Here is a 20,687-nt window from a genome sequence, read left to right as displayed (position 1 = left end):
AAACCAAGAGAGATCTTTATAAATTCCCCTTCAGATCCTTGTTTCTTGTGATTGATGTTTATTTCTATACCGAACAGAAGAAAACAAAGACAAGCCAATGAAAGCCGCTCCAATCAACCCGGTAACCACTTCAGGGATATGGACTTTTGTGCTTGCGAGCATGATGAAAGCCAAGGCACCGATAGCATAATGGGCACCATGTTCAAGGAAAACATACTCATCCAAGGTTCCCTTACGTACCAGGTATACCGTGATAGAGCGAACAAACATGGCACCAATAGCCAAACCTAGCATAATAATGATGACATCTTTGGTAATCGCAAAAGCCCCAATGACACCATCAAAAGAGAAAGAAGCATCCAGTACTTCAAGATAAAGAAAACCCATCAATCCACTATGCCTTGCTGCATGAACGACTGCCTCTCCCTTTTCCTCCTCTTCAAACAACCTAGACGCACTGCCTACCAGTACAAAGAGCATGATACCGCTGATCCCTGACAGCAGGGCGCTCAATTTTTCCTCCGGAGGCAAGAAACCCTGTAGGGCCCACAACACCGCCAATGCGATAACGATCTCAAGGGATTCTAACTTACCCATACCGGCTAATTTCTCTTCCACAATGCCCAACCAATGCAGCTCTCTAGTCTCATCGAGCAAAAAGGATAGAAAGACCATCAGCAAGAACATACCGCCAAAAGCGGAAATCTCCACATGAGAGGCAAGTAAATGCGTTGAATAGGTCTCTGGATCATTGAGCGCCATCTGCGCCACTTCCAGCATTCCAATATCTGCTACCACGGCGACAATGGCAATGGGAAAGACCAAACGCATGCCAAACACAGCAATGAGAATCCCCCAAGTCAGAAAACGGACTTGCCATTTGGGGTCCATGTCCTTAAGCACCGAAGCATTGACCACCGCATTATCAAAGGACAGGCTCACTTCAAGAATGCTTAAGATAGCAGCAATAAATAGACCAGTAGGGCCTCCCCATAAAAAAGCCGCAATCAGCCCCACGATAGTCACTAAGAAGGAATACTTAAAATATTTCATAAGTGATTGATAAATTAATAATTTTATAGCACGAGGTGTCGTTAAAAAGATTTTGGAGGACAGAGACAACCATTTGGCTGCTCACAGCATGCACCATAAAGCTCCGCTTGTAGCAGTAACTGTTCCGCCCAAGCGTAGTGGGTAGCCGGTTCGACCATTTGGCTATTGAATTTGAATACTGCCGGAGCCCCTTCCTTTAGGACCTGTTGCGCCAAATCCATGTCTTTTTGACAAACACGATAAGCCGCTTCTATCACAGGAACTTGGGTGGGATGAATTGCCGTCTTGGTGAGCAACCCATGAACGATATCCAACTCAACTTCACGCTGCAAAGTGTCATGATTATCAAGGTATTCAAAAACAGGGGAAGAGAGTGCATAACCAGCCGGGCGAAAAGTTAGAATGATATCATTGATCACGTTTCTCAGCGGCGTATCATATATTGTCAACTGCTTAGGTCGCCTTAGCCCTAATAAACGCAGGAGATCATTACCACCAATTCGAAGACACAAAATGGGATTACCCACTTCAGACAATTTATTACGCAACGCTTCAAGTCGTCTTCGGCTAAAAGCCACCTCAGTTTCAAGGGTAGGCATTAACAGCAATTCTGGAATTCTAGCAGCAATTTCTGCATAAAAGGGTAAATTTTGCTCATTGACCTTGGGCAGCACAAACCCATCAATCCTCCTAATTTCAGGAATACGTATTAATTGAGACAACACCTCAGGATTACGAGGACGAATAAACCTTAGCATGGAGGAAGAACGGAGTTGTTCTAATACTAACTGCAGATTAGTAAGAGCAGGAGCCAACTCTTGTTCCAAGATAGAATCTTCAGTACAAACAACGGCCGAACGTAGGCCGGTGAGTTTTTGCTGATTAAGAATTTTTCCAATATCCTGCCGAGTGGCGGGCATATAAAGAGTGGCGCCCAATTCCATGTAGTAAGGTATTTGTGCCCCCACCGGATAGGGCTTTATAGCCGGTTGACTCCTCTGAAGTTGCGACTGATACATGGCTTTTCTTTAAGGTTTATAGGATAGCCTAAGTTATTTTTATCGTTTTGATAAAAGCCACAGCATTAAAAGGCATATTGGGCTGGTGCTCGACAATCACCCCCTTTTCTTCAGCCAATATCAATAGATGAGCGACATCTTCTGCCTCTGGATCCCGCAGTAAAAGCCTTTCTGGAACTCGGCGCAGCATGACCCGAGTCGCTTCGGCAATACCTGGTTTAATATGGTTGATGTTCTTGACTCCATAACACTTTATCCATCGCTCCAGGTAAACCCGAGTTTGGGCATAGCGTTGTTCCCGAGGAACGGAGGAAAGTGGCGCAACCGTTTTAGCGTCCATCTCCGCTTCCACCTCGTCTAGGAACCAATGACTGACATCATATTGCCGTAAATGCTCGTAAAGGACACAGCCATGAAATTGCCCTGGCTGAATCTGGTGATTTAATATTGAGCGAGAAACCAGCCCTGAAACCGGTGCATTGAGAATGCCAGAAGGGATTACATAATCTTCGTAGGTTGCGGCCACATCTGCCACTCCACCAATATCAGAGATGACATAGAGGGTGTCTTTGAGCTGCTCCGGGTGGCAAGCATTCCAACGGGCAATTGAGCGTTTCAGTTCTTCCGTTATTACTCCCTTGGCCGTCCAAGCATCCACGAAGACTATTCCGTCCGCCGGACGCTGATGCGCTCTTAATAAAAACGCCAAAGCTTGTTCATCGATTCCCCGATCTCGAATAATGGAGATTGAATAATGCCGAGAGTCTACCTGGAGATGGCCACTCAAGGCCCGCTGGAGCAACGCCCCAATGGGTGTGCCAGCCCGCACGAGTGACACCAAGGTAATGGGCGCTAGCCGCGTGTTTGCAATACTCTGGGCCAGCCTCATCACCTCAGCGGCTAAGCGGCTCTTATATCGCTGAGTCATGTTTTGGAATAAAGCCAAATAAGCCTCACTAGGCGGAGGCTCAAAGCTAATCATTTCCGAATAATGCTTCTCGCCCGATTGAATGAGGCGCTCCTTCTCCTGGATAGAAAAAAACTTGGCCTGGAGTGGAGTCAATAAAAATTGACAATCGGCCTGGCGATAGCTACCTGTTAAGGGTTGAAAACAGGCTTTAAGCTCGGCGGAGTTCTTTACCGTCCTGCTCACTCCCAGATCTCCTGGTGAATTTGGCTATTCTGCGGAATAACCGCATAGTGGCAAGCGCGCAGGAAGGGAATATCGGTCAAACTATCTCCCATGCCAACAAAAAGAGGCGGCTTAGCACAATGTTCGCGAATAAGCGCCATGACATATCTCACCGCCTTGCCCTTATCTGCATAAGGAGGCAGGAGTGCCATATTATAATCATTGCGGTGAACTACCCCCCCCATTTCCCGGACCCAAAGCGGAATTACCACTTTCTCAATCTCAGAAAGCTGTTCCGGACTGCCTTTAACAGAAAGGTAGACCGGTATCTCGGCGTCATAAATAACACGAAATCGTAAATCCACTAAATTTTCCGTCCTCTGATGATCCTCAATGATGGTGAGGAGATGCTGCATCCGAGGCTCCCAGAGGACAATCTTTTGCTTAATATCTCTCTCCCACTCTGGAATTAGAGTGTCATCAGCATTCCAGACCAAGGCGCCGTGACTGGTGATCCGATAACTGGAAAAAGAGGGCGAACGAATTCGGCCTAGCGCCACTAGATTGCGTCCAGTCACAGGAATCAAAGTGCAAGGTTCAAGTATTTGCAACAACAGCAGTTGCTCCGGGGAATGGAAAGACAAAGGGCGCCCTTCTTTATCTACCGCAGCTTCCGTTAACGGACCGGAGGTGGAGCACTTACGCGAGGTCTGCAGCAGAGTGTCATCCAAATCAGAAAAAACGAACACAGAGTGCTTCATTCAGCGGTCCAGCAAGGCACTGCGGTCAACTCCCCAAACACTTCCTCCAAGCTGTTCTGGAAGGCTGTGATTCTGTGCCAGCTTGGCATGCTCATAAGCAATAATGATTTCCCTGTTACAGGGAGGGTTATGAAGGTAATTGTCAACACCTTCTCCATATTCATCTTTAAAGCGAAGGCTTTCGCAGATTGGACCACCCAACTGAACGGGGGAACGGGTCGTACTCTGAAACAAGATATCAAATCCCCTTTTTTCTAGCCATTCGGCCCACAAAAAGGGTTGAAATTGAAACTCGCCGGTCCCCACAACGGAAACTTTATGCTCTTTTGGGTAAGGACCGTTTGGGATAAGAGATTTCTCTCCCATACCTATTCCCCGCCGCCCCATCTGCGGCAAAGCTTGTAAAGCCGGCTGCATCGACTCGACTTTTCCAGGCAGGGAAGGCCTAAATGCTGGATTAGGGGTAAAGGAAAATGTTCCCTCCAACAAATTGATAAAAGACACGGGCTTGCCAACTTTTTCTTGAAATGCTTGTTTTTGCTCAGGGGAAAGCCAATTGATAATCGACACCAATATGACTTGGCGGACATTGGATAACTTTTGTGACAATTTATAGCCCAGTTGTGACAACGTCCTCCCGGTACTGATTTCATCATCCACAAGAACCAAAGTTTGAGCCTCGGCAAATCTTTGCTGGAAAGTAGGTAATGGTCTATAAAGGATATGGCCAGGGGCATGGCTATGCACTTCATCAAAACATATCCACTCACTGACAGGTAGCCTATGGCGGGTGGTATGCTGAAAAACCACATCACGGCGCTTTGCTTTCCGAGCCAAACTATCCGCAACACCTGCCCCTAGACCCGTAGCTGTCTCCGCCATACCAATGAAGATAACCGGACCTGGCACCTCCAAAAGAGGAGTCGCTAACCGATGGTAAATGTCTCGCATTGTTGAGGGCTTACAAGGAATATGCTTACCAAGGACCTTGGAAACAAATAAATACCCTCGCTTAGGATTAGTTCGGCTGGCAAAATCTAATAAATCATTCAGAGGAAGATGGGCTTTATGGACTTCAATGTTTAGGGTTCCCGCAGCAAGATGTATGGTCTGGCTCATAAGAAGTCCAACCATTGTTGAATGCGCCAGCTGAAAGCTGGCGCATTCCTTCAATGGATTGTTCAGCCGATATTGACACCAAAATCCCTAGCCACACCGGCCAATCCTCCCGAATAGCCTTGGCCTACTGCTTTGAACTTCCATTCCTCGCCATGGCGATAAAACTCCCCAAAAATCATAGCAGTCTCGATGCTGGCATCTTCCGATAAATCGTAACGGGCAAGTTCCGCATTGTCAGCGTTATTAATCGCTCGGATAAAAGCGTTACTCACTTGACCAAAATTTTGGTTCCGGGATTCAGCTTCATGAATGGTGACGACAAAAACGACCTTTTTGGCTTCTGTTGGCATTTTAGAAACATCCACAACGATTCTTTCATCATCCCCTTCACCCTCGCCGGTACGATTATCCCCCGTATGAGCCACAGCACCGCTAGGATCAGTGGCATTATTATAGAAAATAAAATGATTATCGCTCAGCACCTTGTTGTCTTCACCCAAGATGAGGGCGCTGGCATCCAAATCAAAATCTGCACCATCCGTAGAGCGAGCATCCCACCCTAGTCCAAAAGCAACCTCTTTCAGCCCGGGGGCCTCTTTGCTCAGAGATACATTTTGTCCTTTCTGCAAAGTTACCGCCATTGTTTTACTCCTTTCAATCAGTCTCTCAAAGATCAAAATCAGCGGGATTCAGTCCCAGTTCTGAACAGATTTTGCTTACCATTTTTCTTTCAGAGTTGTCAAAATCCCCGTCCGATGCACCGATAGCACAACAAACACGTACTAAAAGCCGAGCTTCCCCTTCTCTCTTTTTGACTTTACTTACTGCTTGAAGCGCATTGGCTTCGCCAATGGCAAGATCAAACTCAAATTGATCAGAAAATTTCTCAAATAACTTGATGACATCTCCGGTATCAAAGACTGACAACACATCAGAGGTCTTCAGAAATCCCATCATCTTCTGCTTTTCTTCAGGTTTGACGACGCCATCGGCGTAAGCTACTAGGGCGCATCCGGCCACAACGCCTTCAAGAAAATCCCTATTCTTGATCTTAGTCACCTCATTTTTCAGATTGGTAGAGACTTCGTCAAATTTACCCTTTAACCAACTCAAAGCCATTATATGTGAACCTCTTAAACGTGTGCGGCATTCCGAGGAAAGTTGACATGAAATACCCTGAATGCCAAACTTAGGGTTAATACACTCTATGACCCTTTTCAGACCTGTATCGTTTCCCTTCTAGATGACTTTAGGGCATCTAACAAATGAGCGGGCAGCTCAACAGCAGTAAGCTAGCATACCTATGCCGCCACAAAAAGCAAGCCTCCTTTGACGGCAGCGAATCGCTATCCCAATTAAATCGCTATTTATTAACATAACTCATGAAATCAATAACTTACTCATATGAAAGCGTTTTCAAGAACGATAATAGGGGTGGTGTTGGCTTTCTTTGTCTGGAATCACCCAGTACTGGCAGAAGACACTCAGCGTGCTCCCTTTAGTATCGGCGACATTGAATTCCTTGGCAATGAACCGAGTTACTTAGATCTTGGGGCTGGAGCTTTTAATTTCAATGATGATGAAACCTCTGCTGCAGGCTATATTGAATACCGATATGGGAAAAAGCTGCTTTTCATCGGCCCCGTCATTGGGCTTATGGCAAACACGGACGGAGGGGTTTTTGGTTACGGCGGTATTTACGCCAACCTGAAGTACCAAAAATTAATCATCACTCCACTAGCTACTCTAGGGGGATATCACCAAGGGGGAAGCAAAGATCTTGGAGGAACCTTCCAATTCAAGACCGGCATAAATTTTGCTTATCAATTTGACGGGGGTTCCCGCCTGGGGATACGACTCGCTCACGTTTCTAATGCCAACATCCATGACCGCAATCCAGGCGAAAATGAAATATTTTTGACCTATGCACTCCCCTTAGCTTTTTAGCCATTAGTTTTTTTCCAACGAATCCTCGAGGAACGGCAACCATGACCAGCTTTGTCACTGGAGCGACGGGTTTTGTGGGCTCGGCGGTAGTAAAGCAGCTCCTTGATAGTGGAGAAACCGTCCGAGTATTAGCGCGACCCAGTAGCAATCGGCGTAATCTGGAAGAGCTCCCTGTAGAAATCTTTGAAGGCGACCTCCGGGATCAGCGACTATTAGAAAAAGCTCTCCATGGCTGTCAAGCCCTATTTCATGTGGCAGCTGATTACCGATTATGGGCGCGCCGTTCCCAAGACTTTTATGACACCAATGTCCAAGGCTCCCAAAATCTCATCCTGGCTGCGGCTGAAGCTGGCGTTAAACGTATTGTTTACACCAGTAGCGTCGCCACCCTGGGATTAAATACCGATGGCACACCGGCCGATGAGGAAACACCCTCCAGCCTTGAAACTATGATCGGTCATTATAAACGCTCTAAGTTTTTAGCCGAGGAAGCCGTCAAGGACCTGGGGCGCAGATTGGGGTTGGACATCGTTATTGTAAACCCCTCTACACCCATTGGACCACGGGATATCAAACCTACCCCTACCGGCAAGGTAATTGTCATGGCTGCTGCAGGAGGCATGCCTGCCTACGTCAACACCGGTCTTAACGTCGTCCATGTGGACGATGTCGCTTGGGGCCACCTCTTAGCTTTTGAAAATGGTGAAACCGGTCAGCGTTACATTCTCGGAGGCGAAAACTTTACCCTTCGAGAGATCCTGGAAACTGTTGCCCATCTCACCCGACGGCGCCCCCCTAAAATCCGCCTTTCCCCTCATGCTGTCATGCCTATTGCCTATCTTGCCCAAGGCTGGGCGCACCTTACTGGAGGCAAGGAACCCATGACCACTGTGGACGGTGTACGGATGGCCAAGAAATATATGTTTTTCTCCAGCGCTAGGGCAGAGCAAATGCTAGGATATAAGTTCCGGCCCGCTCAAGAAGCGCTTTACGATGCGATTACCTGGTTTCGGACCAATCATTACCTATAGGGCTTTTCCTGCTCCTCAATCAGAGGAAAGGAGATGGTATGTCCAATTCGTTTCGATTTGTCGTTTGCACCCATAACCTGTGGAAGGATGAACGCTGGGCGGATCGTCAAGAGCCCCTGCGGCAATTCATCACCCTCCATCAGCCGGACATTCTCTGTGTGCAGGAGCTGCGCCCCCAGAGTCGCGCCCTCCTCGATCAAGTGTTGAAAACCCATCAACGGGTAGATGACTCCTTTGAGGGCTGGATAAAGGAGGGCAATATTTATTGGAATCAGGCGCTTTTCAATATGATAGAGTACGGAGCGGAGGACATTGGGATCCTGGAACAGTGGCGCCGTCTATTTTGGGTACGGTTACAGCCCCAAGCCACTGCCGGACCGCCACTCTTAGTCGCTACCGCCCACTACACGTGGCCTGGCAACCGCAAAGAGCGCAGCGACGGCATCAATGTACGAATCGGGCAAGCGTTAAGCACTGTCAAAGCCGTGAACCGGCTAGTGGACCCTTCCTTACCCCTATTGTTTATGGGAGATCTCAATGATCACTATTTACCACTGAAAGTGCTTCAGGAAGCCGGCCTCACCGACTGTTTTACTGCGTTGGGCCGCATTCCCCAAGTGACCCGCCCCACCTTTCCTACCCATGCCCATACCCCTGAAGTTGTCGACTGGATGCTCCATCGGGGGCCATTGCGCCCCATGATCTGCGATGTGGTAGATTTCTTTGTAGAAGAGGTCGCCCCCTCTGATCACAAACCACTGCTTACCACTTATCGGTGGGCATAAAAAATCCAGTCCTCTAATCTGGGGATGGACTAGCCCATCTATCCCCCATTGAGCTTACCTAAACACCTCAAGAAGCTGACAGCTTTCGTATTTTAATTCTATTCCGCCCTTGATATGAATAAATATTCAAATAAAATTTGATTCATATCAGGAGCATGTTAATGAGCGACTACTTTCCAAAAAATACCCGCGCTACTTTAGCCAAAGAAACGCTGTCGTGTGCAAATCAACTAAAAGTGCTGGCAGAGGAAACCCGTTTAGCTATTGTTGAACAGCTTTTAAACGGCCCAAAGCATGTAAGTAAAATTAATGAAACACTACGGGTGGAACAGAGTCTACTGTCCCATCACTTGAAGGTATTGCGTAAGGCAGGATTCATTTTGGCTGAACGGGATGGCAAAAGTATTCGGTATCGACTGGCTCCCCAGGTTGCCATGGCATCTAAAGGCAAAGCCATCAACTTAGGGTGCTGTTTTCTTTCATTTGACTGAGTTACTGAGAAACCCCCATGAAATCTTGGAGTGGGATTACCTTTACCCTGTGGCTTCTCATTATCGTCACTGCTCTGCCTGGCTGCAACTCCCCCGATCGCCCGCTGACCTTAACGTTAACCGGTTCTAGCACTATTGCACCACTGGCTTCAGAGATTGGTAAACGGTTTGAACGTCAGCATCCAGAGGTTCGAATCGACGTACAGACGGGGGGATCATCACGGGGAATTGCCGACGCCCAAAGCGGTCTGGCCGATATCGGCATGGTCTCTCGAGCTCTCCGGCCCGAAGAAAATAATTTATATGGGTTTACTCTGGCCCGAGATGGGATTGCCATCATTACCCACAAAGACAATCCGGTTCAACAACTGACCGATCAACAAATCATTGAAATCTACACAGGCCAGATCACCCACTGGAAAGAGGTGGGCGGGCAAGACGCTCCCATTACGGTTATCAACAAAGCTGAAGGCCGTTCCACCTTAGAGCTATTTCTGCAACACTTTTCATTGAAAAGTCAGGATATCGCCGCCGATGTCATCATCGGCGATAATGAGCAAGGCATTAAAACTGTAGCCGGCAACCCTGATGCCATCGGATATGTTTCCATTGGCACAGCTGAATTCGATGCCCAACAAGGCATTCCCATTAAACTGCTCCCCCTGGGATCAATCCCGGCCACCATTGAAAATGTGCGGAAAGGAAATTTCCCCCTTTCTCGTCCTTTAAATCTAGTCACGAGAATGCCCCCTGAAGGCTGGGTTAAGGAATTCATTAACTTTGCCCAATCCTCCCAAGTGCATGATCTCATCAAGGAACAATATTTTGTCCCCCTGGAGAAATGACAGATTACTGGCTTGGTGCCTACGTGGATGCGCGAGCATTGCAGGGTTAATCATCCTGTTGATTATTGGGTTTTTGGTCCTTGAGGCAATACCGGCCCTCCAGCAGGTGGGGGTGAGCAAATTTTTCTTTGACAGGGGCTGGCACCCTTCTTCCCTTGCTTCAGAAGGACACTTTAATCTAGCGCCAATGCTAGCTGGAACTTTGGGGGCTGCTGGGGGGGCTATCCTTCTGGCCGCACCGTTAGGGATTGGCGCCGCTCTTTTCTGCCACTATTATGCTCCCCCGTTTTTGGCCCGACTCTATCGTCGGTTAATTGAACTGCTGGCAGGAATCCCCTCCGTTATCTATGGTCTCTGGGGTCTGGTGGTCCTAGTGCCACTCATTCGCCAATTAGAGCCCCCCGGCCCTAGTCTGCTAGCCGGGATTTTAATCCTCGCCCTCATGATCTTGCCCACCATTGCTCTGCTTGCCGACGCTGCCTTGGCGGGGATTCCCAGAGAATATACGCAGGGAGCAGCGGCCCTAGGCTTTTCCCGCTTTAGCCTCATTTGGCATGTGGCCCTGCCTGCGGCTAAATCGGGCCTGTTGACGGGAATCTTGCTAGGCACAATGCGGGCACTCGGAGAAACCATGGCGGTATTAATGGTCTGTGGTAACGTGGTGCAAGTACCGGGAAACCTCTTTGAACCCATCCGGACTCTCACGGCTAATATCGCCCTGGAAATGGCCTACGCTATGGGGGATCACCGCTCAGCCCTGTTTGTGAGCGGATTACTGCTCATGGCATTGGTGATGGCCTTGATTACCATTGTAGAAATCTTAAAACCCAAAAGCAGTCTATGATTAACCCCAGTAATGCCTCTTCCCTTCCCCTCAGTTCCCGCTGGCCAGACCGAATAGCTACGGTCACCATCTGGGCTATGGCCCTACTGGTTACTGCTTTCTTTGCTTGGTTATTTATCGATCTTATTTGGCGCAGTTTAGATCGGATTTCTTGGTCCTTTTTGACTGATCTTCCCCAAAATGCCGGCCGTGAAGGCGGCATTGGCTCGATCCTGGTTTCAACAGGGTTGATCTTATTAGTTTGTCTAACTGTCGCAGTGCCCATTAGCGTTGGAGCGGCTATCTTTTTGGCTGAATTTACCCGGGCTGATAATCCCTTTGGCCGGCTGGTGGGCCGCAGTCTAGATATCCTGGCCGGTGTTCCTTCGATTGTGTTTGGACTATTTGGGAATGCCTTTTTTTGCATTTATCTTGGTATGGGCTTCTCAATTCTGGCGGGGGGACTTACCCTGGCCTGCATGGTATTGCCACTTCTCATTCGCGCCACTGAAGAAGGATTTCGTAACGTGCCCTTGGAATACCGTCTCGGTGCTGCAGCCCTGGGAATGAGCCGGATTAGCACCCTCTGGCATCTATTGCTACCTACGGCAACTCCTGGCCTTGTGGTGGGCTTGATCTTGGGGATTGGTCGGGCCATAGCTGAAACAGCAGCTCTCATCTTCACCAGTGGTTATGTGGATCGAATGCCCAGTTCTTTGCATGATTCCGGTCGAGCACTTTCGCTGCATATTTATGATCTCGCTATGAATGTGCCTGGCGGGACGTCAACCGCCTACGCTTCAGCATTGGTGCTCATTACACTGCTAGTACTCATCAACGGAATGGCAAACTGGCTGACTCACCGCTGGTTACAGCGAAAAGTGATCCTCCCCTAAAACCCCTAAACTAAACTTGTTGTCTTTTTGCTAATTAACAGGAGATTTGGTGAACCCCAAAATAGGAAGTGCCTCCCCAAAGACTGCTCAACAGGCCCAGCCTGCAAACATCATTGAACCTTTCCTTGAGGTTAAATCCTTGTCCGTTTATTACGGTCCTAAGCCGGCCCTCAAAGATGTGGCCTTCGCCATCCCCAAGGGCGGGATCACCGCTTTAATTGGCCCCTCTGGTTGTGGCAAAACCAGCTTTCTAAACTCTCTGAACCGGATTACGGATTTAATTCCAGGATGTCAGGTCAAAGGATATGTCCGCTTTGGCCATAGCGATGTTTACGCACCCACAACTGATCTTCTCACCTTGCGCCGACGTATTGGCATGATCTTTCAAAAACCTAACCCCTTTCCCCTTTCCATTGTTAAGAATATGGAATTGCCTCTCAAGGAGCACGGGATAACACAGCGCAGGCAAAGGGAAGAAAAAATAGAGAAAGTACTCAAAGAAGTCGGCCTATGGGAAGAGGTCAAAGACCAATTAAACACCCCCGCCCACTCCTTATCCGGGGGCCAGCAGCAACGACTGTGCATCGCCCGGGCCCTCGCGCTGCAACCGGAGATACTACTTATGGATGAGCCCTGTAGTGCGTTAGATCCCTTTTCTAGCCAGATTGTTGAAGACCAGATTGTCGAACTAGGTCGACAAATGACTATTTTAATTGTCACCCACAATCTCGCTCAAGCTCGTCGTATCGCTGATAATATTGCCCTATTCTGGGTTCAAGAAGGGGCGGGTCGATTAATTGAAATGAACAATGCAGCAAAACTCTTTAATTCACCCAAAAATCCCATTACCGCCTCCTATATCAGTGGGGCAAAGGGCTAACAGTCTATTGTAAAATTCTCATTTTTTTTAGCCTTTATATGATGGTTCTCATTTCAAGCTTCCAGAGATGAATTGACAGCGTGTCTTTCACGCCGACCCCAAGCGGCTTGGGTTCCATTTAATTGCGATAGACCGGACATTAGTCCCCTTATTAGTCCAATGAAGTCCCTCCTACATTCAGAAAATCCACCCGAATTCCTCAGCGGCGCTGTAGAGCGCGTTACCTTCCATAGCGAGGAAAATGGGTTTTGTGTCCTGCGAATTAAAGTGCGTGGTGAGCGGGATCTCATTACCGTGGTTGGCAATACTGCAACGGTCACGCCGGGTGAGTATGTAGAGTGCCACGGTGAGTGGGTTAACGACCGCATCCATGGTCTCCAATTTAAGGCCAAGCAGTTAAAAGTTATCCCCCCTAGCACCCTAGAAGGAATTGAGAAATATCTAGGCTCAGGAATGGTCAAAGGAATAGGTCCCCACTTTGCTAAGAAATTGGTGCAGGCCTTCGGCGAACAGGTTTTCGAAGTCATCGAGCATAAGTCTGAACGCCTTATCGAATTAGACGGTATCGGTCCCAAACGAAAAGAGCAAGTCATTCGGGCCTGGGCAGAACAGAGGGTCATTCGAGCTATCATGGTCTTTCTACAATCCCATGGAGTGGGTAGCGCCAGGGCAGTCCGTATTTATAAAACCTATGGCGAGCAAGCCATCGAGCGAGTCCGTGAAAACCCCTACCGGCTTGCACTCGATATCCATGGCATTGGCTTTAAAACCGCCGATAGGATTGCCCAACAGCTTGGAATCCCTGCAGATTCTCTCATCCGCGCCCAGGCTGGGGTTCGCCATGTGCTCCAGGAATTTGCCAATGAAGGGCATTGTGCCATGGAACAGGGACGGTTAGTGGAAACGGCTAGCCAATTGCTGGAAATCCCCGCCCCTATCATTGAACAAGCCATTACTCAAGAAGTCGCTGGAGGACAACTAATAACCGAGATCATTGCGGGCAAACCCTGCCTATTTCTAGCTCCACTTTATCGATCAGAAATAGGCGTGGCCAAACATTTGCAGCGGCTATTTCGAGGAATGCCCCCCTGGGGAAAAATTAATGTAGATAAAGCGATTCCCTGGGTTGAAGCCAAAACAGGATTATTACTCTCCCCTTCTCAACGCGTTGCTCTTATTCAAACAGTCAACAACAAGATCACCGTTATCACTGGGGGACCTGGTGTCGGCAAAACCACCGTCGTCAACAGCATTCTCCGAATTGTTCGGGCCAAGCAAACCAAGGTACTCCTTGGCGCCCCGACCGGGCGGGCGGCGAAACGGCTAACCGAAACCACGGGTCTGGAAGCCAAAACGATCCATCGCCTGCTTGAATTCGATCCCCATGTCATGGGCTTCAAACATCATGCGACCAATCCCCTTCAAGCCGATCTCATCGTTATTGATGAAATCTCCATGGTCGATGTGGGATTAATGAATCAATTGCTCCAAGCTATCCCTAATCATGCGGCGTGCATACTAATAGGGGATAAAGACCAGTTACCTTCGGTAGGCCCTGGACAAATACTAGCAGATATTATTGCCTCTAAGAAAATCACTACCGTCCACCTTACCGAAGTCTTCCGCCAGGCAGCCAGTTCTAAGATCATCGTCAATGCACACCGAATCAATCAAGGAAGAATGCCAGAGAAACCCGATGAAGCGACCCCACTTAGCGACTTCTATTTCATTTCTACCGAATCCCCAGAAGCCATCCAGGATAGGGTGCTGGAATTGATAGCTACCCGTATTCCCAAACGCTTCGGGTTTGATTCTATTCACGACATTCAAGTCCTTACCCCCATGAACCGGGGCAGTCTTGGTGCACAAACACTGAATGGGCTCTTGCAACAACAACTCAATGGACAAGCTCACCCCAAGATCAATCGGTTTGGTTGGAGCTTTGCCCCAGGCGATAAAATCATTCAAACTGTCAATAACTATGATAAAGAGGTTTTTAATGGGGATATTGGGAGGATAACCAAGATAGTGCTTGAAGAAGGTCTAGTGTATATCGACTTTGATGGCCGAGAAATAGAATACGAATTAGGCGAGCTTGACGAAATTGCTTTGGCCTACGCCACCTCGGTGCACAAGAGCCAAGGCTCGGAATATCCAGCAGTTATCATCCCCCTCGCCATTCAACATTATACCCTATTACAAAGAAATCTGCTTTACACCGGCATTACCCGGGGCAAACAGCTGGTGGTGATTGTGGGGCAACCTAAAGCCCTTGCCATTGCCGTCAAAAGAGTCAATTCAACTGTTCGCCTCACCCATCTTTCAGCTCGATTAGCTAACAGTCAAATTTAAGCTCTCAGAAAAAATCGACTGAAAGGGTAGAAGAATAGGCTCTCTTGCTGAAAAATTTTCACTTTATTCTCTCAAAAGAGAGCACCAGATAACGCAATAACCTTAGACGACTTGCCCACTCCACTATCCAGGTTTCAAACTTTGCAGAAGGATCCTTTATTTTAAGTTCCTCCCCCATAGCACGGAGAAAAGAATAGGTTGGAAGCGTATTTTTCGTAATATCCTTCTCCACTCGCGGTTTAAAACCCGTATTTTCGGCCAGGGATTTATATTGAGCTAGGGTGCATTGCAGATTGCAGCGGCCAAAAAAACCCCTTGAAAAAGGCCATTTCATACTCAAAGCCGTCAGGGGTAAAAGAAAAGCTCGGGGAACAAAGTCGGATAGGGCAAGGCGCCCCCCTGGTTTAAGTATCCGAAAGGCCTCTTCAAAAAATTGGCGCCGCTGAGGGAAGTGAAAAATGCACTCCACTGCCAAAACTACATCAAAGGACTGGTCGGGGAAAGGCAGCCAACAAGCATTTCCCTTTGTAAAGCAAATGAGATTACCTGAGCAAGCCTTTATTTTTTCTTGTGCCCGGACTAACTGCCGGGTATCGATATTCAATCCGATCAGTTCTACTCCAGAAAAATTTTCATTCAGGCTAGCGATAGTGCCACCGAAACCACACCCCACATCCAAAATCCGCTGGCCATTTTCAATACCAGCCGCATCATAAACCTCTCTAGTGAGATTCTCAGCCGCCTGGGAAAAATCCTCTGGTGAAACTACTCCTTGAGGCGCTTGGGGCCAATAACCCCAGTGAACGTGGCGTCCAAAGGCAAGTTCTAGTTTAGCATTGCCTTGCTCCAGTTGCGCCAATAGTAAATCAAAATAAGGAAGCAGGATATCCTTGACGGCCATCAGTTATTTCTACCCATTTTTTTATAAGTACGGCAACACATTTTGTAAAATCCCGTATTAATGTCAAGGACCAATCTCTATAAGAACAATTGAAGTATTTTTATCTGATTTAACACCCATTTTGTTTGGCAGTTGCTTATTCTCTACGCTATCCTTGCTATATGTTCCACCCAAATTTTAAATTTTAAGATTATGGCAAAACGAACGACGAAAAAGAAAACAGTCAAAAATACACGTAAGCAAACACCCATAGTGAGCGGATCAGTTACCCGCGCCGAGAAATCAATCACTGTGGCTGAGAAAAATTTGGAAAGAGTAGCACAACGGGTCGATAAGGCAAAAGAGCGTGTAGCGCAAGCAACTGCTAAAGCTAAAGAAACCAAACGCGCTACCACTATAGCGGCGGCTGAACGAGCTCGTGAGACCTTAGCTAAGGCAAAAGAAGACAAGCGAGAAGCCGCAGCCGCATTGCGCCAAGCAAAGATAGACCTCAAAGCTGCGGTCAAAGCAGAACGTGATCGCATCAAGCTTGAGGAGCGAGAAAAACGGCTCGTAGAAAAAAAGGCAGCCGCTAAAGCCCGCGCTATGGCTGCTTTCGAAAAAAAATGGGAACGGGAGTGGGAGCGCAAACAGCGTGCAAGGAAAACGACCAAGCGCACCCAACGCAGAGGAAAAACACGTGCTCAGGAGAGCAAACCAGAGACCTTAAAGGATGTCAATACGGAAATAACTGCTTCATAAGTCTATATCTTCTCTCAGATGAGCGCCTACCCCGGTATGAGTGACTAGGAAAACAACACTATGCCCATGGACGAGGCAGTAACTCCTGGATTTCTAGAGCACTCATACCGGGTTGATAATCCGAATCCTATGGAGGCCTTAATTTATAGCAACGCTTAAGCCAATTTTTTGGCAAGTATGCCCATTCATGGGCATGAAGATTCCAGTACTTCTACTTCCATCAAAGTTCGAGAGCTGGATTTTTTAATGATTTCTAGTTTAAGCCAGTGGGTATTACACTAATTTCATACCCCGAAAAAGTTGATAAAAAATATTTATGGCTCTGCATAGGTTTGATACTTTTACTTAATGGTTGTGCCCCCCAGCGCAGCTATGAAGCAGCACTCATACTTGCCGACACTGCAGCCAGGGAAGCCCCTTCACGCTGGAAATCAACCACCCCTACCCCAAGCCAAGCAGTAGTCACTTATACAGTTGCTGGCCGTACCCACCGGGGAACGCTCTATCTACCTACCGCTGCACCACCCCAAGCTGGAATCGTATTAGTCCCTGGCATAGTCCCCCTTGGCAAAGATGATCCCCGCCTAGTCGCCTTTGCCAACACCCTGGCACGGGCTCGCTTTGCCGTACTTACACCAGCGTTAAAAGAATTTAAGCATCTCCAAGTCAGACCCCGACATCCTCGGGTCATCGCCGATGCCCTCGCCTATCTTGCGAAGCGCCCCGACCTTGTACCTCCCGATCACCTAGGGATTGGCGCCTTTAGTTTTTCTGTAGGTCTAGCAGTCATTGCTTCCCTAGAAGAGGATATCCGCACCAAAGTACAGTTTATTTTCGGGGTAGGCGGCTATTATGATCTGGAAACAGCTATCCGTTTTTTTACGACAGGATATCTTTTAGAAGATGAACATTACCTAGAACCCAGCCAATATGGGAAACTGGTCTTTGCTGCTACCAGCCTCAAGTACCTTACCAATCCAACAGATCATGCCGTACTCAGGGAAATGATACACATTAAAATCCGCAACCCAGATGCAGATATTACTTTTCTCGCTTCCCGTCTAGGCCCCCAGGGGAAGGCAGTCTATTCCCTTTTGAATAACACTGACCCGGCCCAGGTCTCTACACTCATCCAGGCCTTACCCCAGGGACTACAACGACTTATTGAAAACTTAAGTCTAAGCAACCAAAATTTGACCCTGCTCCAAGCACAGATCATTCTCGTCCATGGCAAAGATGATCCTCTTATTCCCTATACTGAAAGCATCACCTTGGCTAATGCTCTGTCTCCTAAACAAACTCAGCTTTATATCATAGAACAGGCGCTTAGCCATGTAGACTTTAAGTTTCGGAGCTTCTTTACCCCTGCTTTTTGGAGTCGCGAGCTACCGGATCTCTGGCGAATGTATCGAGCTATCTACTTACTGCTCGAAAAACGAGCCCCCACAGATCCCTAATTCATGGCACCCATAGAAACTCATTTCGTCTCCGCTAATGGTCTTTGCTTTGAAGTTGATCAATGCGGCAGTGGTGACCGGCTTGCTCTTTGCCTACACGGTTTCCCTGAATGTAGCTATTCATGGCGCTATCAGATGCCGCTACTCGCAGAGCGAGGTTATCGAGTTTGGGCACCCAATTTGCGCGGCTATGGGCGTAGCTCACGTCCTTCAAAAGTAGCCGATTACCACACCGACCTCCTCCTTGCGGATATTGCCGCTCTCATAGAGGCTTCCCACTGCCAATCGGTTCTACTTATTGGCCATGATTGGGGAGCTGCGCTTGCTTGGCTATTCGCCATTGGTAAAGTCCGTCCCCTTGAAGGCCTTATCATTATGAATGTACCTCACCCTGTCCCCTTCCTTAAATGCCTAAAAACCTGGAGACAACTGAGGAAATCCTGGTATATATTATTTTTCCAAATTCCTTGGCTTCCCGAATGGCTACTAAGTAGAGGTAATGGTTGGCTCCTAGGCAAAGTTATACGCTACATGGCAGTGAATAAAAACCGCTTCCCCGATGATGTCGTCAATGTCTATCGTCATCATGGAGTCCAGCCTGGCGCACTCCGAGCAATGGTGAACTACTACCGGGCACTGTTCCGGAAAGCACCCTGGCGGAAACATCATGATTATGAATCTGCTATTGAAGTTCCTACCTTAATGATCTGGGGTGAAGAAGATCTCGCCCTGGGAAAAGAAACCACTTACGGAACAGAACATTATGTAAACGATCTCACTTTGCATTACCTTTCCGGGGTTTCACACTGGGTCCAGCAAGAGGCCCCGGAGCAGGTCAACAATCTGATTATCGAATGGCTTTCAAAAAAGATAAAGACCCATTCAATTCCCTATTAACATCTTGTTCACCTTCGATAACAATCGATTGAGTCATTTTGCAAGAGGTGTCCAGTGACTTCAGGGAATCCCAAAAGGGCTAGCAATACCCTGTTTTCTCCTTTCAGGTTTGAGAAAAATCCACGAGCCTGCCGCATTGTTTGCACCATCGGACCGTCTAGCCAATCCTCAACCATTCTAGAGAAGATGCTGCTGTCAGGGATGAACGTCGCCCGCCTAAACTTTTCCCATGGTAACCAGAAAAGCCATGGGGAAATAGCCCATGAGATCCGCAAGACCGCGCAACGGCTCATGAAACCAATTGCCATTCTCCAAGATCTTCAGGGACACAAAGTCCGGGTCGGCAACGTTCAGCACCCACCGTCCATCTGTCTAAATGAGGGGCAAGAAATTCTTTTGGGCCATGGTGAAACTGTCTCCAATAAACGGATCGGTATTGATTATCAAGACATTAGCCATTCTGTCACCCCCGGCCAGCATGTCTTTCTCGATGATGGATCCATTGAATTGGAAGTTCTCTCTACTCAAGGAGATGACCTTCATTGCCAAGTCAATCTTGGTGGCGAACTTCATAGTCGGAAAGGGGTTATCTTTCCTGACTCCCACCTCAGCTTCCCTCTTCTCAATGAAAAGGATGAAAAAGATGCCCACTTTGGCGTCTCTCTTAATGTAGACATGGTGGCCATGTCCTTCGTACGCTCAGCGACGGAGATTATCGAGATGCGCCTGCGCCTTGCCGCATGGGGCAAAAAGGATTCATTTATTGTTGCTAAAATCGAAGATCGCAAAGGCATTGATAATCTCGACGAGATCTTGCATGTGGCTGATGCTGTTCTCATCGCCCGAGGTGATTTAGGAGTGACATTACCGCGGGAGAAAGTCCCCGGTATCCAAAAAACCATTATCCAAAAAGCCAACACCTTTGGTGTTCCCGTAATCACGGCCACTCAAATGCTTGAGAGCATGATCTATCATGACAAACCTACCCGGGCCGAAGTCAATGACGTTTATAGTGCCGTCATCGGTGGCTCCGATGCCGTCATGTTGTCCGGGGAAACGGCCTCAGGCCGTTACCCCCTCCACGCGGTTCGGGAAATGGATCGTATTTGCCGTGAGGCGGAAAAAGAACTCCGAAATTTTAAAGGTGAAATCCCGGTGCGGGGCAGGCAAGACATGCATGACAAAATGGCCGCTTCAGCTGTTAACCTAGCCCGTAATACCAAGGCGCGCTGCATCCTTGCTTTCTCCCTTTCCGGCGCAACCCTAAAAGCACTTTCCGCAGCTCGCAGCAATGTTCCCGTCTATGGAATAGTGGTCGAAGAACAGGTTCTGCGGCAATTGCTCCTACATTGGGGACATTCTCTCATCACCATGCCCCATGAGGAAAAGCTAGAAGATCTCATCGGCCCTGCCCTTAGGCAACTTCAAGAGCAGGGCATTGTCCGTACCAACGATCGGATCGTTGTCATGGCTAGCGAGGCAGAGCCGGGCGCGAAGGAGACTTATCTTTTCAAACTCTATCTTTTAAAGTAACACCTTATTTACCATGAAAAACGA

General features: G+C 48.1%; 21 protein-coding genes. 13 read left to right on the top strand and 8 right to left on the bottom strand.

Annotation, left to right across the window (positions count from 1 at the left end; all coding sequences use genetic code 11):
* Positions 1-30: 30 nt before the first annotated feature.
* The 7 genes from E3U44_RS12930 to E3U44_RS12900 all read right to left on the bottom strand — a co-directional run bounded on the left by E3U44_RS12930 (position 31) and on the right by E3U44_RS12900 (position 6,203).
* Positions 31-1,053, bottom strand: a complete 1,023-nt coding sequence (locus E3U44_RS12930; protein WP_134358577.1) for a DUF475 domain-containing protein — start codon at positions 1,051-1,053, stop codon at positions 31-33.
* Between the two features lie 41 nt (positions 1,054-1,094).
* A complete protein-coding gene (locus E3U44_RS12925; protein ID WP_134358576.1) occupies positions 1,095-2,072 on the bottom strand; it encodes an HpcH/HpaI aldolase/citrate lyase family protein in 978 nt (325 codons plus the stop codon).
* 28 nt (positions 2,073-2,100) lie between these two features.
* The gene (locus E3U44_RS12920) at positions 2,101-3,225 is read right to left on the bottom strand and encodes a cysteine protease StiP family protein (RefSeq protein WP_134358575.1); all 1,125 of its coding nucleotides are present in this window, start codon (positions 3,223-3,225) and stop codon (positions 2,101-2,103) included.
* Positions 3,222-3,965: an HAD family hydrolase gene (locus E3U44_RS12915; protein WP_134358574.1), complete on the bottom strand. Its 744-nt coding sequence runs from the start codon at positions 3,963-3,965 to the stop codon at positions 3,222-3,224. The genes E3U44_RS12920 and E3U44_RS12915 overlap by 4 nt, the downstream gene beginning before the upstream one ends.
* Positions 3,966-5,084: a phosphoribosyltransferase domain-containing protein gene (locus E3U44_RS12910; protein WP_134358573.1), complete on the bottom strand. Its 1,119-nt coding sequence runs from the start codon at positions 5,082-5,084 to the stop codon at positions 3,966-3,968.
* A 62-nt stretch (positions 5,085-5,146) separates the two neighbouring features.
* Entirely contained in the window at positions 5,147-5,725 is a 579-nt protein-coding gene (locus E3U44_RS12905; RefSeq protein ID WP_134358572.1) for a TerD family protein, read from the bottom strand.
* A 25-nt stretch (positions 5,726-5,750) separates the two neighbouring features.
* Positions 5,751-6,203 (bottom strand): tellurite resistance TerB family protein, encoded by a 453-nt coding sequence (locus E3U44_RS12900; RefSeq protein WP_013033896.1) that lies wholly within the window; start codon positions 6,201-6,203, stop codon positions 5,751-5,753.
* A gap of 285 nt (positions 6,204-6,488) precedes the next feature.
* Here E3U44_RS12900 and E3U44_RS12895 point away from each other — a divergent pair, with 285 nt between their 5' ends.
* The 9 genes from E3U44_RS12895 to recD2 all read left to right on the top strand — a co-directional run bounded on the left by E3U44_RS12895 (position 6,489) and on the right by recD2 (position 15,134).
* Complete coding sequence (locus E3U44_RS12895; protein ID WP_134358571.1) at positions 6,489-7,031, top strand: acyloxyacyl hydrolase; 543 nt, start codon at positions 6,489-6,491, stop codon at positions 7,029-7,031.
* Between the two features lie 41 nt (positions 7,032-7,072).
* On the top strand, positions 7,073-8,062 hold the full coding sequence (gene hpnA / locus E3U44_RS12890; protein WP_134358570.1) for a hopanoid-associated sugar epimerase: 990 nt from the start codon (positions 7,073-7,075) through the stop codon (positions 8,060-8,062).
* A 38-nt stretch (positions 8,063-8,100) separates the two neighbouring features.
* Positions 8,101-8,847 (top strand): endonuclease/exonuclease/phosphatase family protein, encoded by a 747-nt coding sequence (locus E3U44_RS12885; protein ID WP_134358569.1) that lies wholly within the window; start codon positions 8,101-8,103, stop codon positions 8,845-8,847.
* 161 nt (positions 8,848-9,008) lie between these two features.
* A complete protein-coding gene (locus E3U44_RS12880; protein WP_134358568.1) occupies positions 9,009-9,338 on the top strand; it encodes an ArsR/SmtB family transcription factor in 330 nt (109 codons plus the stop codon).
* A gap of 17 nt (positions 9,339-9,355) precedes the next feature.
* A complete protein-coding gene (locus tag E3U44_RS12875; protein WP_134358567.1) occupies positions 9,356-10,183 on the top strand; it encodes a phosphate ABC transporter substrate-binding protein in 828 nt (275 codons plus the stop codon).
* Positions 10,164-11,027: a phosphate ABC transporter permease subunit PstC gene (gene pstC / locus E3U44_RS12870; RefSeq protein WP_240761461.1), complete on the top strand. Its 864-nt coding sequence runs from the start codon at positions 10,164-10,166 to the stop codon at positions 11,025-11,027. The genes E3U44_RS12875 and pstC overlap by 20 nt, the downstream gene beginning before the upstream one ends.
* The gene (gene pstA / locus E3U44_RS12865; RefSeq protein ID WP_134358565.1) at positions 11,024-11,902 is read left to right on the top strand and encodes a phosphate ABC transporter permease PstA; all 879 of its coding nucleotides are present in this window, start codon (positions 11,024-11,026) and stop codon (positions 11,900-11,902) included. The genes pstC and pstA overlap by 4 nt, the downstream gene beginning before the upstream one ends.
* 49 nt (positions 11,903-11,951) lie before the next feature.
* Positions 11,952-12,782 carry a phosphate ABC transporter ATP-binding protein gene (locus tag E3U44_RS12860; protein ID WP_206054789.1) on the top strand — a complete coding sequence of 277 codons (831 nt, stop codon included), beginning with the start codon at positions 11,952-11,954 and terminating at the stop codon, positions 12,780-12,782.
* Positions 12,783-12,941: 159 nt separating this feature from the next.
* Complete coding sequence (gene recD2 / locus E3U44_RS12855) at positions 12,942-15,134, top strand: SF1B family DNA helicase RecD2 (protein WP_134358564.1); 2,193 nt, start codon at positions 12,942-12,944, stop codon at positions 15,132-15,134.
* A 58-nt stretch (positions 15,135-15,192) separates the two neighbouring features.
* On the opposite strand, the gene E3U44_RS12850 is transcribed toward recD2, so the two are convergent.
* Entirely contained in the window at positions 15,193-16,035 is an 843-nt protein-coding gene (locus tag E3U44_RS12850) for a class I SAM-dependent methyltransferase (protein WP_134358563.1), read from the bottom strand.
* A 252-nt stretch (positions 16,036-16,287) separates the two neighbouring features.
* On the opposite strand from E3U44_RS12850, the gene E3U44_RS12845 reads away from it, so the two are divergent.
* The 4 genes from E3U44_RS12845 to pyk all read left to right on the top strand — a co-directional run bounded on the left by E3U44_RS12845 (position 16,288) and on the right by pyk (position 20,663).
* On the top strand, positions 16,288-16,776 hold the full coding sequence (locus tag E3U44_RS12845) for a hypothetical protein (RefSeq protein WP_240761456.1): 489 nt from the start codon (positions 16,288-16,290) through the stop codon (positions 16,774-16,776).
* Positions 16,777-17,108: 332 nt separating this feature from the next.
* Positions 17,109-18,233, top strand: a complete 1,125-nt coding sequence (locus E3U44_RS12840; protein ID WP_240761451.1) for a dienelactone hydrolase family protein — start codon at positions 17,109-17,111, stop codon at positions 18,231-18,233.
* 3 nt (positions 18,234-18,236) lie between these two features.
* Positions 18,237-19,130 carry an alpha/beta fold hydrolase gene (locus E3U44_RS12835; RefSeq protein WP_134358561.1) on the top strand — a complete coding sequence of 298 codons (894 nt, stop codon included), beginning with the start codon at positions 18,237-18,239 and terminating at the stop codon, positions 19,128-19,130.
* Between the two features lie 54 nt (positions 19,131-19,184).
* Positions 19,185-20,663, top strand: a complete 1,479-nt coding sequence (pyk, locus tag E3U44_RS12830; protein WP_134358560.1) for a pyruvate kinase — start codon at positions 19,185-19,187, stop codon at positions 20,661-20,663.
* Positions 20,664-20,687: the final 24 nt, after the last annotated feature.

The sequence above is a fragment of the Nitrosococcus wardiae genome, assembly GCF_004421105.1.
Classification (GTDB): Bacteria; Pseudomonadota; Gammaproteobacteria; order Nitrosococcales; family Nitrosococcaceae; genus Nitrosococcus; species Nitrosococcus wardiae.
Note: the sequence above shows the minus strand (reverse complement) of the source record. Positions and strands in the feature narration are given on the sequence as shown.